The organism is Paenibacillus sp. GYB003 (assembly GCF_036577625.1).
Taxonomy (GTDB): Bacteria; Bacillota; Bacilli; order Paenibacillales; family NBRC-103111; genus Paenibacillus_AB.
In genome coordinates this window covers 32,873-47,859 of the sequence record NZ_JARBDC010000058.1, presented here as the reverse complement: position 1 = coordinate 47,859, position 14,987 = coordinate 32,873, and the positions used below count along the sequence as shown (strand labels likewise).

General features: G+C 60.0%; 14 protein-coding genes. 7 read left to right on the top strand and 7 right to left on the bottom strand.

Annotated features, from left to right (window positions below):
• Positions 1–76: 76 nt before the first annotated feature.
• Entirely contained in the window at positions 77–670 is a 594-nt protein-coding gene (locus tag PV407_RS19210) for a hypothetical protein (RefSeq protein WP_332091589.1), read from the bottom strand.
• 109 nt (positions 671–779) lie between these two features.
• On the opposite strand from PV407_RS19210, the gene PV407_RS19205 reads away from it, so the two are divergent.
• Both PV407_RS19205 and PV407_RS19200 read left to right on the top strand, forming a co-directional pair.
• On the top strand, positions 780–1,136 hold the full coding sequence (locus PV407_RS19205) for a VOC family protein (RefSeq protein ID WP_332091588.1): 357 nt from the start codon (positions 780–782) through the stop codon (positions 1,134–1,136).
• Between the two features lie 2 nt (positions 1,137–1,138).
• Positions 1,139–1,705 carry a winged helix-turn-helix transcriptional regulator gene (locus PV407_RS19200; RefSeq protein ID WP_332091587.1) on the top strand — a complete coding sequence of 189 codons (567 nt, stop codon included), beginning with the start codon at positions 1,139–1,141 and terminating at the stop codon, positions 1,703–1,705.
• A gap of 280 nt (positions 1,706–1,985) precedes the next feature.
• Here the strand turns inward: PV407_RS19200 and PV407_RS19195 are convergent, their stop codons facing one another.
• The 6 genes from PV407_RS19195 to PV407_RS19170 form a co-directional block, all read right to left on the bottom strand.
• Positions 1,986–2,822, bottom strand: coding sequence for a sulfurtransferase (locus PV407_RS19195; RefSeq protein WP_332091585.1), 837 nt, complete (start codon positions 2,820–2,822; stop codon positions 1,986–1,988).
• Positions 2,823–2,908: 86 nt separating this feature from the next.
• On the bottom strand, positions 2,909–3,094 hold the full coding sequence (locus PV407_RS19190) for a hypothetical protein (RefSeq protein WP_332091584.1): 186 nt from the start codon (positions 3,092–3,094) through the stop codon (positions 2,909–2,911).
• A gap of 159 nt (positions 3,095–3,253) precedes the next feature.
• Complete coding sequence (locus tag PV407_RS19185; RefSeq protein ID WP_332091583.1) at positions 3,254–3,691, bottom strand: DUF350 domain-containing protein; 438 nt, start codon at positions 3,689–3,691, stop codon at positions 3,254–3,256.
• Entirely contained in the window at positions 3,684–4,937 is a 1,254-nt protein-coding gene (locus PV407_RS19180; RefSeq protein WP_332091582.1) for a glutathionylspermidine synthase family protein, read from the bottom strand. The genes PV407_RS19185 and PV407_RS19180 overlap by 8 nt, the downstream gene beginning before the upstream one ends.
• Before the next feature lie 37 nt (positions 4,938–4,974).
• Positions 4,975–5,286, bottom strand: coding sequence for a hypothetical protein (locus PV407_RS19175; protein WP_332091581.1), 312 nt, complete (start codon positions 5,284–5,286; stop codon positions 4,975–4,977).
• Positions 5,287–5,319: 33 nt separating this feature from the next.
• Positions 5,320–5,769: a hypothetical protein gene (locus tag PV407_RS19170; protein WP_332091579.1), complete on the bottom strand. Its 450-nt coding sequence runs from the start codon at positions 5,767–5,769 to the stop codon at positions 5,320–5,322.
• 122 nt (positions 5,770–5,891) lie between these two features.
• On the opposite strand from PV407_RS19170, the gene PV407_RS19165 reads away from it, so the two are divergent.
• From PV407_RS19165 to PV407_RS19145, 5 genes are all read left to right on the top strand, one after another.
• Positions 5,892–6,392, top strand: a complete 501-nt coding sequence (locus PV407_RS19165; protein ID WP_332091590.1) for a GNAT family N-acetyltransferase — start codon at positions 5,892–5,894, stop codon at positions 6,390–6,392.
• Positions 6,393–6,503: 111 nt separating this feature from the next.
• Positions 6,504–8,120 carry an SWIM zinc finger family protein gene (locus PV407_RS19160; protein WP_332091578.1) on the top strand — a complete coding sequence of 539 codons (1,617 nt, stop codon included), beginning with the start codon at positions 6,504–6,506 and terminating at the stop codon, positions 8,118–8,120.
• Positions 8,117–11,092, top strand: coding sequence for a DEAD/DEAH box helicase (locus PV407_RS19155; RefSeq protein WP_332091577.1), 2,976 nt, complete (start codon positions 8,117–8,119; stop codon positions 11,090–11,092). The genes PV407_RS19160 and PV407_RS19155 overlap by 4 nt, the downstream gene beginning before the upstream one ends.
• Positions 11,093–11,863: 771 nt before the next feature.
• Positions 11,864–12,685 (top strand): helix-turn-helix transcriptional regulator, encoded by an 822-nt coding sequence (locus tag PV407_RS19150; protein ID WP_332091576.1) that lies wholly within the window; start codon positions 11,864–11,866, stop codon positions 12,683–12,685.
• Positions 12,686–12,920: 235 nt separating this feature from the next.
• The gene (locus PV407_RS19145; RefSeq protein WP_332091575.1) at positions 12,921–14,957 is read left to right on the top strand and encodes a glycosyl hydrolase family 28-related protein; all 2,037 of its coding nucleotides are present in this window, start codon (positions 12,921–12,923) and stop codon (positions 14,955–14,957) included.
• Positions 14,958–14,987 lie beyond the last annotated feature (30 nt).

Sequence of the window (14,987 nt, the reverse complement as noted above, 5' to 3'; positions counted from 1 at the left end):
GATGTCAAGCGTCTGTGAAAATGTCACCTTAACTGAGCAGTAAAAATGTCACTTTTTGTAGTGTGGAGGCCGCCCGTCACCAGAAGGCCTCATGATAGGTGTTGTGCTGGGAATACAGAGCCTCTTGGAAGGCGCTTGATTTTGTGGTACGCTTGTTTTTGTTGGTGTCCGGGGCTTTCCACGGATGATGGCTGGCGGGTTTGCGTTGGGGCGCAGAACTCGCTTTTTTTGTTGCATCTGTTGCCTGACGATGTGGTTTTTCCGTCTCAGAAAGCGCAACGGGCTGGTTCTGATACCAGAGGAACACATCGCCGGCGAGCGTCTCTCTGACTTCGACGGTCGTTCTTGCGTCCAGTCGTAGGTCATTCGGCTTGGCGAACGTATACAGTTTGCCGTTGTACGAGAGAGTATGCCCCGTGCCCAGTTTGCGATACTCGCGAACCGTGAATACAAGATCCAGATTCACGGAGGAATGGAGCTTGAGATACGCCGAATCGGCCAGGCGAGGCGCTACGGCAAACTTGCGGTTGTGCTTCTCGATAAGGCTTGGCAACACGTCATTGGCCTCCTCCATCGTCTGGATACCCAGACTAAACTTGGATCGCTCGATTTTATCATCAGTATCACCATACCGGTCGCTGCCGCCAGAACCTTGGCGGCTTTTTTGCACCCACTTAACTGTTTCTAGGGGCCAAATCAGCCCAGGTATTATCCGATATTTTCCTTTACTATCGAAATAATATCTAGTATGATATCGGTATCAATCGGGGAGGTGTGATATGTTTAAATCGGGAGTTACAATATGGTATAGCGTAACAAGCGTGGAAGCAACGTTAGCGTTTTATACGGAAAAGCTTGGCTTTACAAGTGAATTTCACGATGTTTCCTCAGGAATGGCCGTTGTCCAAACGAATGTGAAAGATTGCTACATCGGACTTTCCGAGTCTGAAGCTGTTGTCCCTTCCACTTCAGCGACCGTCTTCGAAGTAGCTAACGTCGAGGAGGCCGTGCAGCTTCTTAAGCAGAAGGGAGTCTCTTTTGTGGGCGGAATAGAAACGGTGCCCGGTGTGGTGAAATTTGCGACATTCTCCGATCCGGACGGACATAGCCTGGAGTTGTCGGAGTCAATAGCTTAACCTTGAGAACAGAGGATTACATACTTCAAATTACCCACGAGCTCTCCGGACAATGGACCATCCCTGTGCTGCTAGCGCTTGAAAACTGCGGCGGTCGCTTTACTCCGCTTCAACAGCAACTTGCCATAGCACCCGCCCGACTAAGTGACAACTTAAAACGGATGTGCATCTCCGGCTTGATCCAGCATATATCGCCTCACGAACGTCGACATCCGTTGCTGCCAGAGTATGTGTTGACGGAAAAAGGCCGTTTGTACCGTGAAGCGGCCAGATCGGTTCAATTGGCAGAAGCGAATATCGGATATGGTCGTTTGTCGGCCAAAGCGTGGAATGTGCCGGTATTGCTCGCTCTCGATTTTAAATATGAGCGGTTTCAGGAAATTCGACTTGCCTTGCAGCATGTGACGCCAGGCATACTGTCCGCGCGTCTGGACGAGCTGAATACCGACGGACTCGTCAATAAGGTCGTAACGGAGCATCCGCGGCCTTCGTTTTTGTATCGACTCAACGGATTCGCGAAAAAGCCGGTTCACCAGTTGGCTGCCGATCTTTTCTCGCTGGTGCGATAAAAAAATTGCATTCCAAGGGCACGGAGTCATTTCTCCGCGCCTTTTTCCATAGCACGGTGATTAAAAACAAGTACGACTTCCAGAACGCACAAACAAATAACGGTGACGGACTAGTGCTAGCTCCGCAAAGCTACCGCGTTGCAGGCGGTCGGTATACTGCGTTTAGCTGGGAAGAAATCCAAGCTGTTGAACGAAAAGCCCAAAAGAGGGCCGTGAGCAGCCCGCCTCCCGGCAACCTGTCACAGCCCTCCAACCCGCGCCCGGCGCGGCCTCCCGGTTCTTACTCCTCCCCCGTCGCGATCGGGTTCCCCTCATAGCTGATCCAGTCGCTCCAGCTGCCGCCGTACAGCTTCACGTTCGCGAAGCCCGCTTCCGTCAAAGCCAGCACGTTCGGGCAAGCGGTCACTCCGGAGCCGCAATAAACGACGATTTCGTCCGCCGGGTTCAATCCGGCGAAGCGCGCCTTTTGCCTCGCGGCGTTTTTCCATCGGCCCGTTTCGTCCAGCCCGTCTTTCCAAAACCGGTTGATCGCGCCCGGAATGTGCCCGGCCACCGGATCGATCGGCTCCTCCAGTCCTTGGTACCGTCTCGGCTCGCGCGCATCGATCAAAGTCGTCCCGCTGCGGCCCAATCTCGCCTTCACGTCCTCCATCGACAGCAGCATGTCCGGCCGCGGCGACGCTTCGAACCGGGCCGCGATCGGCGTCGGCACCGCCGTCTCGGTCGGATAGCCCGCCGCTTTCCACGCGCCGTAACCGCCTTCGAGCAGCTTCACGCCGTCGTGGCCGGCATAACGAAGCATCCACCACAGGCGCGACGCCATCGCTCCGCCCTGATCGTCATAGACGACTACCGTCTTCGACGAATCGATCCCCGCTTGTCCGACTTTTTGGGCGAAGGCGTCCATATCGGGAAGCGGATGCCTCCCTCCGTGCTTGCCGACCGGTCCCGACAAATCGCGCTCCAAATCGAAATAAACGGCCCCCGGGAGATGCCCCTCGGCGTACGCGTTCCGCCCCGCATCGGGCTGACCGAGCGTAAACCGGCAGTCGGCGATAACGATGCCCGCATCGTTCAACCGTTCGGCCAGCCAGCCAAATTCCACAATCGTTCCCATCGTGATCGCTCCTCGTTCTTCAACTTGAATGTTCTTCCGCCGGTGCAAAAACGCCGGGGTTCGCCCCGGCGTCTCTCGGTTATCGTTTATACTTTAATATCCAGGAAACTGCTCAGTCCGGACGGCTGCTGCATTTCGCGCAAATTTTTGGCCGGGTCGTTTTTGACTTCGTTAATTTGCTGCTGCACGACTTGCTGCGCCGTGGACTTCCCCGACGAAATCGCTTGAACGATAATGCCGTCCACGCGGTTTCCGGCGATATTGAAGCTCATCCGACTATCCCTCCGTGAAAAATACGCAATTTTCCTTATCATACCATGCCGCGCGCCGCTTTTCTATGCTTTTTGCCTAGGGCGAAAGTAGCAAAAGCCTGTCGCGCGAAGCAGGGGCCGACGGCGTACGTTCACAATCGGCGGGCCGTCCGGCTCGCCTCAATAGCTGATCAGCGCCGCCATCAGCAATCCGGTCGCCACGCTGAGCCGGGAAGCGAAAATGCCCACGCTCACGTTGCCGTTCGGAATTTCCGAGACGACGCGAAACGGCGTCACGAGCTCGAACAAATAAAAGACGACGACCTGGAACAGGATGCCCAATATGCCCCACATGGCCAAATCGAGCAGCGACACCGAATGGAAGACGGCCGACGCCAGCACGAGCGACAGCCCGATGATTTTGCCTCCGAGGTCATGGGCGGCCGCCTTTGCCGCGCCGATTTTACGCGGATCGTCGGTATTCGCCCCTTCGCGGATCAGCTTGTATTCGTTGTAAGGCGTCGTGATCATGAACGCGAATATGCCGAATGCGAGTATCGGCAGCGTCACGCCCAAATAAGTAAGAAAATTCAATAGGTTCGCCAACTGCTCATTCATGGAAATCCTCCTTCTCCATTCCGACCGGCACGAAATATGCAAAATTGCCGGTAATTCGCCCACCGGCGCGCGCCACGACGGCCGAAGCCCGGCCGCCGATCCAGAACGACCCCCAAAGCAGTCTCGCCTCGGCGACGCCGCCCGCATGGCGGATCGGCACGACCGGCAGCTCGACCCGCTCCTGGTACACCATCGGCTGCTCCCAGTACAGCGCCTCCCCGTCCCGTTCCGCGAACGAGCCGTCGGCCTCGTACAGCGTCACGCCGCCGCCTTCGCGGCCGAGAATCGGCTTCGTTACGTAAGCGCTGCGGCCGGCGAACCGGTTTTCCAAATACGTCGGCAGCATGTACGTCCGAATCGCTTCGCGCTCGTCGTCCGCATAAAACTCCCCCGCCTCGTACAAGTTCCAAACGAGCGCCTGCAGCGCCTTCGTCTGGGCGATCAGCGCGGACGGCGGGTTCAATACCGCCAGCTTGCGCTCCGCCATCAAGTGCAGCGCATGGGCTCCCGTCGGATAGCCGTCCTCGTCCCGGTCTTCCGCCAGCTTCTCGAGCGCGTGAAGCCGGTACAGCAAATCGATCGGCTTATGCTCGCCGTCCTGCAGCACGCACAGCCGGTCCCCGTATACGCGCAGCTCGGACAGCCCGGCGAACGTCGCTCCCGCAAGGCCCGACTGCCGCATCAAATAGCGGGTCGTCCCCGCGTCCTCCTCGTGCCAGTCCAGGGCGCTGAACACGATGCGGTCCGTCCGGTAGCCCAGCTCGCGGTACGTCCGCTCCGCCTGCCGGAACGCCTCGCCGATATGGGCGGCCATCCCTTCGTTCGGATCGGCCATGCCGTACGCGGCGCATATGCGCCCGTTGACGTGAAACGCTTCGACGATGCCGGTCGGCGTGTCGCCGTTAAATTCAAGCATTTTGAGCCCTTGCTTCGTCCAGGCGAAGTCGAACCGCCCGATAACCGTCGGCAGCCGGTCGGAGACGGCGATGCGAACCGCCCCCCACGTTTCCGGCGGCAAACCGAGCTCGGCGAACAGCGCTTCGCCTCCCTGTCTGACGACATCCACGGTCCTCACGATCAAAGCGCCCAATCGCTCCGTCGCTTCGGCGATTTCCCGGCGCCGGCGCGCGGTTATCGTCAGCATGTCGGCCAGCGCGTATTCCTCGTCGTACATGCGATCCCACGTAAATACGCCTTCTTCGCGAAGCGGCCCGTACAGCCGTTCCCGCCATGCGTCGTAATCCACGCAAGAAGCCTCCTTCCTGTCATCGCACCGAACCGGTCTAGCTGCTGCTGGAGCCGGACGAGCTGCCGATGCCGCCCTTGGACGCCGTTCCGGTCGATACGCCGGACGAAGCCTTGTAGGAGCTTCCGTCCGAGCTTTTCACGCCGCTGCGCGTATAAACCCGGCTCCCGTTCACATAATGATAGCTGCTCCCCACCGAGCTGCCGTCGTCGTCGCAATAACCGTCATTGTTCCGGTCCCAGCATTCTCCCGCCGACACTTGCCGGCTGCCGCAGCCGGGCGCCACGACGAGCGCCGACGCCACGAACAAACTGACGAGCTTGCGGGTTTTGCCGTTTTCCCAGTCCACTGCCGTTCCCTCCTCGCTGTTTCGCTAATGTCGTCATTCGACCGGCGACGCATAGTAGACGTACACTTTCCGGTCTTCGTCCACCTCCGCCGACGTTTTCTCCCATTCCACGCCGTTCCACTGCAAATAGTCGCTCTGCAAATGGAGCAGCGCATCGTCGTCGTCCCGAAACTGAAAGACGTGCACGACCGGGTACTGCGCCGCCTCCTCCCGGAAATGGCGCAGCTCGATGCGGATGCCGCCCCGGTAGCCGGGAAGCTCCGTTCCGCTCGCCAACGCCTGCTCGTCTTCCGCCGTTTTCACGTAAATGACGTACGCCCGCGGCTCGATGGCGCACGACGTCTTCTCGTAGACGACCCGGTCCTTGACCAAATAGTCGCAGGCGAAACGGAGCGATACTTCGTCCTTGTCGATAAAATCGTAATAGTACAATAACGGAAACCCTCGCTCTTCGTCGAACAGCCTATACTCGAGTCTGGCCATGTGCGCCCTCCTGTTCATTTCGGAAAACTAACGTTATATACGCAGGCAGTCGAAAAATGGTTTCCAATTGCCGTAAACTTTTCGGTACAATGGGAATACAAGAAAAGGGGGCTCCCATCGTGATGAAAAAGCGGACATGGCGGTTCGTTCCGATGACCGAAGCGCACGGCAGGGAAATATGCGCTTGGCGCTATCCCGAGCCGTACGACGTCTTTGATTGGTCGCCCTGGGACGAGCTTGCGGAAGGGCCGACGGAATTCGCCGACCCGCAAATCCGCGAAGAGCAGTTCGAGTCGGTATTGGATGAAGGCGGAACGCTGTGCGGATTCGCGCAATTTTTCCCGCTGGACGGATGGACGCGTCTCGGGCTCGGCCTGCGGCCGGATTTGTGCGGTCAAGGGTTCGGCCCGTCGTTTACGCGCGCCATAACGGCGCGGGCCATGCAGCGGAAGCCGGCCGACCGGATCGACCTCGAAGTGATGACCGACAACGTACGGGCCATTCGCGCCTACGGCAAAGCCGGCTTCGCAATCCGCGATACGTATGTCCGAAATACGCCGACGGGCCCCGCGGAATTCTACTGTATGGTGTACGAGGGCGGTTCGCCGCCGGATGTGGTATAATTAAAGCTTACCATAACGATGGCGACCGAGCCGATCGACGATGCGGCATTCGTATTCGGGCGACCGCCCCGCGAAGCTTGCCGGCTGCGCCATAACGGAGTTGATGTCCCGATGCTGAAAACGCAAATATCCCGCGAAGAGCTGGAACGGCTCGGCGAAGAAATACGGCGCCACTTCGATCTGTCCGTCGCCCTTCAAGGGCTCGAGCTCCAGCAAAAAGGCTGCGTGTACAATACCGAAGTCTCCGCGGACCGGTCCATCGTCTCCAAGGTGCAGGGCGAGGAAGCGTACAGCGTCAAACTGGATCTCGACTTTTTCGGGCTGAGCGAATGCAGCTGTCCGTTCGAAGGCTACTGCAAGCATATGGCGGCCGTGTTTTTCTATGCCTACGCAGTATACGGCAGACCGGACGCGTTCGTCAAAGAGTGGAAGCTGAAAGAGGAGGAGCCGCAGATCGGCAAAAGCGGCTCCAAGCTGTACCGGCAAACCGCCCTGCTGCCGTCTTCGCAGCCCGCCTCCGTCGCCTTGAAGGAAACCGCTTCGCCGGGCGAATGGATGGCGCACGTGGAGCGCGAGTTCGCCGCCTTCTCGGACCGGCATAACATATGGAAGTACGATATCGAAGAATATTACGGCGCGGCGCTGCAAACGGCGATTCGCCCTTCGACGTGGTGGGTGCCGGGAGCGAAAAGGCTGCTCACGCTGTATGGCTTGCTGTACGCCATGCGCAAGCTGGAGCGCGATTACGGCGCCGGAGGACCGGCGATGGCCCAGCGCCATCCGAACGTGCAGGGGACGGCCGAAGCGCTGGAGCGCCGGCTTGCGGAAACGGTGCGCGAAACGGACGCGGACGAAGCGGCGAGCCGTTGGCCGGATCATTTGCTCCATCTGGCCGATTTCCTGTCCGAGGCGCTTGCGGGAAAGCCGGCCGTGCCGATCGTCCGCTGGATGGACGTCTACCGTCCGCTCTGGTCCCGGCTGCTGCAGCGGGAGGCGTGGAGAGAGCGGGAGATCGCCAGGCTCGACGGCATGTTGGCGAGGGCGGCGCTATGGACCGAAGCCGAGCTCGCCGACTGCGGCAAAGCCCGGGCGCATTTCGACGTCATCGCGGGACATGACGGCGAAGCCCGCCGCCGGCTCGGACGAATCGCCTCCTTCCATCCTTCCGACGGCTTGTATTACGCGAGCGAATTCCGCGAAACCGGCCAGTGGGAGCGGCTGTGGCAATGGCTGCAGTGGCTGCTGCCGCAATGCCGGAAAGCCGACCGCGATTTGTTCCAGACGCTGTGCGGGTATGCGGGCGACGCGGCGAAGGAGCTCGGCGTGGAGGAGCAGTGGGCCGAGGCGCTCGTCTCGATGCTGCCGGCCAGCTATTACGTGTACACCGAATTTCTCGTCAAAACGAGGCGGTTCCGGGACTGGACCGACTACCATCTGGCGGAACGCATCGCCGTGTTCGAGCTGTACCCGGCCGACCTGAAAGCGGCGGAAACGCACGATCCGACCGTCGTGTTCCCGCTGTACCATCAAACGATCGAACGGTGCATTCAGCAAAAAAACCGTACCGCTTACAAGGAAGCGATCCGGCTTATGAAAAAGCTGGCCGCCCTGTACGCCGCGGCCGGGCTGCAGGACCGGTACGAGCTGTTTCTGCGCAAGCTGTCGGCGCAGTACGCGCGGCTGCGCGCCTTCCGGGAGGAACTGATGAAAGGAAAGTTGCTTCGATGAAAACGACGAAAGCGCCGATTACGGTTCATTGCGCATGGATGCCGTCCGAATCGTTCTGGCTGCACGGCACCCAGGGCGGCATGCCGCTCGACGCGGGCACGTTGAAAGGGCTGCTGTTCGCCTGGCACGAGCCTTCCTTTTACGGTACGTTCATCGACGGCGCGGAGCTGGGCGGCAAGGAAGGCGCGCTGCTGCCCGCCTCCGAAGCGGTCGATTTTTTCGTCTCCCCGCCGTGGAACGGCTATGCGCCGCTTGCTTGGAGCGAGGAGGCCCGGCCGATGCTCGAGACGGCCCGCGTCATCGCCGAGGCGCTGCGAAGCGATACGCTCGTCCCCGACTTCGCCAAGTGGAGAGCCGGAAGCTGGGGCTGGAAGCTGAAGTCGGCCAAGGCGGAGGCGGGGGCGGGGGCGGAGGACGGGGCCCACATCGCGGATCGCGATGCCGTTTCCGGCACGGAGCTTCCGCCGTTCTGGGACGACTGGGTCCAGAGCGTCATGGAGCGTTTGCACCCGGACAAAGAAATCGTGCGCCGGGGCGGGGAGCGCCGGCACCGCGCGGCTTTGATGCGTCCTCCCGAGAGAGTCGCCGGCGATGGCGCCGAGGCGTCCGAGGATCGGCCCGCCGTCGCGCCGTCGCTTTGGGAGGACCCGCTGTGGACCGACGAGGACGACTGGCTCGTCGCGATCGGCTGGGCGCCGGACGATACGCCGTTTCGGACGGCGCTCCGGTTGTCCGAGCCGGAGGCGGACCGGGGCGATACGTGGTCGCTTGCCGTCGTGCTGCAGGATCGCCGCGACCCGAACCGGATCGCCGAATGCGACAAAACGGGCTCCCCGGGCGCGGATTGTCCGGCGGAATGGTTGGCTTATTTGCCCCGCGTCCGGCAAACGATCGCGAAGTGGATCGCCGTCGTCCCTTGGCTTCGCGCCGCGGAAACGGATGAGGAGCCGGCGATTCGGACCGATATCGATTATGCGGAAGCGTGGGACTTTTTGACCGACAAAAGCATCGCGCTCGCCGAATTCGGCCAAACGGTGCTGCTGCCGGCTTGGTGGGAGCAACTGCGGCGAACGAAGCCGCGCCTGAAGGCGAAAATCCGGCCGGGCTTCGGCCAAGGCGGCGAATCGCTGTTCGGGCTCGGCGGTATCGTCCAGTTCGACTGGCGAATGGCCATCGGCGACGCCGAGCTGGCCGAGAGCGAATTCCGCAGTCTGGTGGAGAACAATAGGCAGCTCGTGCGCATTCGCGGCCGCTGGGTGCTGCTCGATCCGGACGTGCTGCAGCAGGTGCAGCAGTGGATCAAGCAAGTGCGCAAGAAAAAGGGGCTTTCGTTCCGCGACGTGCTGGAGATGCATCTGCTCGGTTCTCCCGACGGAGACGACGAAGACGCGGCGGACAACGGAACGGGCGACCGTACGGAGTCGATGCGCGTCGAGATCGAATTGAACGAGCATTTGCGCGGCTTTATCCGGCAGCTGAAGCGCGCCCAAACGGTGCCGATGCTGGAGCCGCCGACCGGCTTCCGCGGTTCGCTGCGCCATTACCAGGTGCTTGGGGCGTCGTGGATGCTGTTTCTGCGCCGGTTCGGCCTCGGCGGCTGCCTGGCCGACGATATGGGTCTCGGCAAAACGATCCAATGGATCACGTATTTGCTCGCGGTCAAGGAGCGCGAACGGGTCGAAACGCCATCGCTGCTCATATGCCCGACGTCCGTGCTCGGCAACTGGCAAAAAGAGCTGGAGCGGTTCGCGCCGAACTTGAACGTGCTGCTCCATTACGGCCCCGGCCGCGTCAAAGGCGACGCGTTCGCCGAAAGCTTGAGGGGGCGCGACCTCGTGCTGACGTCGTACGCGCTGGCGCATCTGGACGAGGCCGAGCTGAAGCAGGTGCGCTGGAGCTCGATCTGTCTCGACGAAGCGCAAAACATCAAAAACGCGTATACGAAGCAGGCGACGTCGATCCGCAGGCTGGAGGCGGATCACCGGATCGCCATGACCGGCACGCCGATCGAAAACCGGCTTGCCGAGCTGTGGTCGATTTTCGACTTCATCAACCCCGGCTATCTCGGCAACTTGCGCTCGTTCAGCGAGCGGTACGCCAGCCGGATCGAGAGGACGCAGGACAAGGAGCTGATCGGGCAGGTGCACCGGCTCGTGCAGCCGTTTCTGCTGCGCCGGGTGAAGAACGATCCGGCGATCGAGCTCGACCTGCCGGAGAAGATGGAAGCGAAAACGTACGTCTCGCTTACGGTCGAGCAGGCGACGCTATACGAGAACGTCATCGCCGACCTGTTCGACCGGCTCGACCGGCTGCCGCCGATGGAGCGGCGCGGCCTCATTCTCGCCTCGCTGACCAAGCTGAAGCAAATATGCGACCATCCGGCCGTCTACGCGAAGGAAGCGGCTTTGGCGCCGGCCGACCGAAGCGGCCGGTCGCAAAAGCTCGAGCGGCTGCTCGACATGATCGGCGAGCTGCGCCAGGAGGGCGACCGTTGCCTCGTCTTCACCCAATTCGTCGAGATGGGCCGCCTGCTGCAGCGGGCCGTCGCCAAAAAGCTCGGCGAGGAAGCGATGTTTCTCCACGGCGGCACGCCGAAGGCGCAGCGCGACCGGATGATCGCCCGCTTCCAGGAGGAGGACGACTGCGGCGTCTTCCTGCTTTCGCTCAAGGCGGGCGGAATCGGCCTTAATTTGACGGCGGCGAGCCACGTGTTCCATTACGACCGCTGGTGGAACCCGGCCGTCGAGAATCAGGCGACCGACCGCGCGTTCCGCATCGGCCAGACGAAGCGCGTGCAGGTGCACAAATTTATCGCGCTCGGCACGCTCGAGGAGAAAATCGACGAGATGCTCGAGCGCAAAGCGTCGCTGAGCCGGCAAATTATCGGCGGCGGCGAGCAGTGGATCACCGAGCTGTCGACGGATGAGCTGAAAGAGTTGTTCGCGCTGCGGCGCGAATGGGTCGAGGTTTAATGAAGCCGGTAGAGTGCCGGTCGTCCGGCCGGCGCATCGGCGAATGAAGCGCTTTTGCCGCGCGGCGTTTGGCTGCGGGCGCGGCAGCCGGCACTGGCGCTGGTCAACCCCGATATGTCGAGGGCGAATTCGGGCGTACCTGAACAGGTACGCTTTTTTGCGTTTTCCATAACAATAATGGCCCTGTGTTAATCGAACGCATGTTCGTTTTGATTTTCGCAATACGATTCACCCGCGGGGTTACCTGGAAAATCTCCCGCTAAACCGAACCATTTGCATGCGAACCGTTATTTTATCGGGAAAACCTACCGTTAAATTGATAATTTTTCTAGAAAACACGGGTACTATGGAGTTTTAAATGGAGAATTTCCAGTTCATTCGGTTCGGCAGCTCCAAGCGGGCAAATTAACGGGATGTTTTCCTGTTCTTAGTCCGTTTTGCGGGTGGGTGCGTTCGGGTTGCGGGTTGCGGGTTCAGGTTGCGGGTCGCGGAGGTCGCGCGGATTCCGGGGGGTCCGGGGGGTCCGGGGGGTCCGGGGGGTCCGGGGGGTCCGGGGGGTTACGGGGTGCGGGGTGCGGGTCGTCTACTTCCCGATCCTGCTAGGCGCGGTGCCGATCGTGCCGGGAACGATCGTACTCGCGATCGTTTTCCGTCGCTGGACGGCGAAGTACTTGTAGAAAGCGAAATCGATTAGGCTTACAATAAAGATGCAAGCGGTTACTTTTTCCCCGTCCATCGCCTGCATCAAGCCCGCGGAGAGGAGCGCACCCGATGGAAGCCCACCGTTCGTTGCTCGATATTTTTGCCTATCGCACCGATTACATCATGCCCTCGAAATTCCACAGCCATCCCGAATACGAAATCTATTACGTCCACGGCGGAGGCTGCACGTATTTGATCGGCGAAACGTTCATCGATCTCGCCCCCGGCGATCTCGTCATTATGAACGGCATGAGCCAGCACGGGCCGATCGGCATGCAATCGTGCGTGCGGACGATGATCCGGTTCGACGAAGCGAGCACGCTGCCGCTTCTCGAGACGCCCGGCTCCGTCGACCTGCTGCTGCCGTTCCGCGCGATCCGCAACCGCCGCTGGCGGCTTACGGGCGAGCGCCGGGCGGAGGTCGAGCACATTTTGCACAAGCTGGACCGGTTCGCGAGGCAGCCCGGCCCGCTCGGCTTCGACCGGCTGCGCAACGCGTTTTGCGAGCTGCTGCTGTTCATCTGGGAATGCGGCGAAACGGCGCTGAACGAGCCGACGGCTCCGCTGAACAAAGAATCCAACGTCCGCAACGTTCTCGCGTACATCGAGAACCATTACATGGAAGAGCTTACGTTGGAGCGGGTCGCGGACAACGTCCACCTGAGCAAATTTTACATGATGAAAATTTTCAAGGAACTGACCGGGATGACCGTCTTCGAATACGTGAACAAGCGAAGAATCAGCCAGGCGAAGCTGCTTTTTCGGTTCAACAAAAAACGGACCGTGACGGAAGTGAGCTTCGAAGTGGGCTTCAAGCAGCTCACCCATTTCTCCCGCAATTTCAAGCGGCTCGTCGGGATGACGCCCGAGCAGTACCGCAAGCTCGTCTGACCGGTTGAACGGCCGCCAAGAAAAGCTCCCGATCGATCGAAGCCTTTCGATGATGCGCATTCGTGTTATAAGTCAGCTTTCCTTCACGCTTGCGAAAAAAACAATTTCGGATAAACGGCACGGCGATGTCGACACGCTGGAAGCAAGACGCGTATCGGCTCCCGTGCTATATTTTTTTTTGGATGAAAACGCTTTAAGCTTTTCGGAAAAGCGGTCGAAAAAAGGAGGCGTCGTCATGGAATCGAACAAGCAAGCCGGCAGCGGAGTCAATCGACAAGCAAACGAACGGGCAAAGGAGGTGCGCGAGCCAAAATCGCCGGTGCGCGTCATGCTTGACCGAAGAAAGCTGCTCGCAGCTGCCGGACTCGCCGGCGTCGCGGCGGTCGCCGGAGGGCTATGGAAGCTGCCGAAGACGGAAGCGGCCGGCCCCGTCTCCTCCGACGGTGTATCGTACCAGCCCGGAGCGAGCCTGCCGGCCCGATCGCTCACCGATAAATTGGGCGAATGGGTCAGCGTCAAAGATTTCGGCGCGAAAGGCGACGGTGTGACGAACGATACGGCGGCGATCCAGCAAGCGTTCGCGGCGACCGGAGCGAACGGAGCCGTCTTCTTCCCCGCGGGGACTTACATCGTCTCCCCCGCCGCCGGCAACGGCTACATCGTTACGATCGGCAACAAAGCTTCCTTTTCCATATTCGGTCAAGGCAGCTCTTCGATCATTAAAGTCGCGGACGGGGCGGGCAATTACAAAGGCATCGTCGGGTTGTCCAATCCGTCGTTCGAGCTCGCCCGGTTTCATGCCGAGTCTCTTGTATTCGACCACAACCGCCAAAACAACGTGCTCCCCTCCCTTACCGATTACGAGGCTCAGCTGCGCAGCACGATCAGCAACTATTCGTCGGCGAACGGCTACGGCCATATTCGGATTACGGGCTGCACGATCCTGAACGCCGACGGCGTCGTCAGCTTTTATTTTCCGAAAGGCATCCATACCGGCAAATCGGTCAAAATCGAAAACTGCTCCTGGATTTCGGGCGGCAACGGCAACGGGAACGATTTCGACCAATCGTTCATCAACGCCACCTGCGACTCGATGACGGTAACCGGCTGCTCGTTCGAAGGCACAAGCTGGGCGTTCGCCCCGAGAACGGCGATCGAAACGCACGCTTCCAATTGCGTCATCGCGAACAACACGATAACGAATTTCCAAATCGGCATGAACTTGACCGGCATCGCGCAGTCCGGGACGACCGTCAACCAATTGTGCGCGAACAATTCGATCGACGTGTCGAGGGAAGGCATCCTGATTTGGTCGCAGTCGCTGGCGCCCGCGAACGCCTCGGTCGGCTTCAAAAACATGATCGTCGAAGGAAATATCGTCAATGTCAACCCGTATCAGTACAATTTCGGCACGCCGGTCGGCGCATGCAGAGGCATTTCCATCTACGGCGGCGCTACGGCGATTCCTTACGAAAATTTGGCCGTCACGAACAACATCATCCGGTACGAAAGGGAGACCGGCACCGCCTACGTCAACAAGTTTCCTTTGAAGTCGTTCGGCGCGATCGGCAGCTACGAGAACGGCAACCAAACGAATTTGGCCGACCGTTTCTCGATCAAAAACAATAAAATCGTCAACTGTCCGACATCGGGCATCTTCTTCGATCTGGGCAGGGTGCGGGGACTCGCGATAACGAACAACGAATTGATCGATTGCGGCACGACGATCAGCGGCACGGCGCAGTTCAGCAACAAAGTGCCGATTTATTTGGCGACCTCGCTCGAAAGCGACTGCCTCGTGGCCGACAATACGATCGAGCTGACGGACTCGGCGCCGACCGTCACCGATTTCATCTTCGTCCGGGACCGGGCGAACGGCGGCGGCACCTTCAAATGTTTCCGCAACGAGTTCGTGTTGAAAGCCGGCGCCGATACGACGAACGTTACCGATTACGTGGGCGTTTACAATTCCGCGCAAAAGCTGCAGTTCGAAGGGACCGTCCCGCTCGAAGCGATCCGGCTGCCGGCCGTCGCCGGAGGCATCGGCTCCAAGGCGACAATCGCGGACAGCGGCTGCATCGCCACAAAGACGAATGCATCGACATTTTGGCAAAAGGAATCGTACGGCGCGTCCGCACCGGCGGCCGGTTCGTGGAATCCGGGGGACATCGTGTACAATACCGCTCCCGCTCCGTCCGGGCACAGAGGCTGGATTTGCACAGAGGCGGGCTCCCCGGGGACGTGGAAAGCGTTCGGCCCGATCGAGGCGTAGTGCAAAAGCCAGACGATCCAAACACAACTA

Excerpts from the sequence above, each read along its gene's own strand:
- PV407_RS19205 (WP_332091588.1), top strand. The coding sequence starts at position 780 with ATGTTTAAATCGGGAGTTACAATATGGTATAGCGTAACAAGCGTGGAA.
- PV407_RS19195 (WP_332091585.1), bottom strand. The coding sequence starts at position 2,822 with ATGGGAACGATTGTGGAATTTGGCTGGCTGGCCGAACGGTTGAACGAT.
- PV407_RS19190 (WP_332091584.1), bottom strand. The coding sequence starts at position 3,094 with ATGAGCTTCAATATCGCCGGAAACCGCGTGGACGGCATTATCGTTCAA.
- PV407_RS19185 (WP_332091583.1), bottom strand. The coding sequence starts at position 3,691 with ATGAATGAGCAGTTGGCGAACCTATTGAATTTTCTTACTTATTTGGGC.
- PV407_RS19170 (WP_332091579.1), bottom strand. The coding sequence starts at position 5,769 with ATGGCCAGACTCGAGTATAGGCTGTTCGACGAAGAGCGAGGGTTTCCG.
- PV407_RS19165 (WP_332091590.1), top strand. The coding sequence starts at position 5,892 with ATGAAAAAGCGGACATGGCGGTTCGTTCCGATGACCGAAGCGCACGGC.
- PV407_RS19160 (WP_332091578.1), top strand. The coding sequence starts at position 6,504 with ATGCTGAAAACGCAAATATCCCGCGAAGAGCTGGAACGGCTCGGCGAA.
- PV407_RS19155 (WP_332091577.1), top strand. The coding sequence starts at position 8,117 with ATGAAAACGACGAAAGCGCCGATTACGGTTCATTGCGCATGGATGCCG.
- PV407_RS19150 (WP_332091576.1), top strand. The coding sequence starts at position 11,864 with ATGGAAGCCCACCGTTCGTTGCTCGATATTTTTGCCTATCGCACCGAT.
- PV407_RS19145 (WP_332091575.1), top strand. The coding sequence starts at position 12,921 with ATGGAATCGAACAAGCAAGCCGGCAGCGGAGTCAATCGACAAGCAAAC.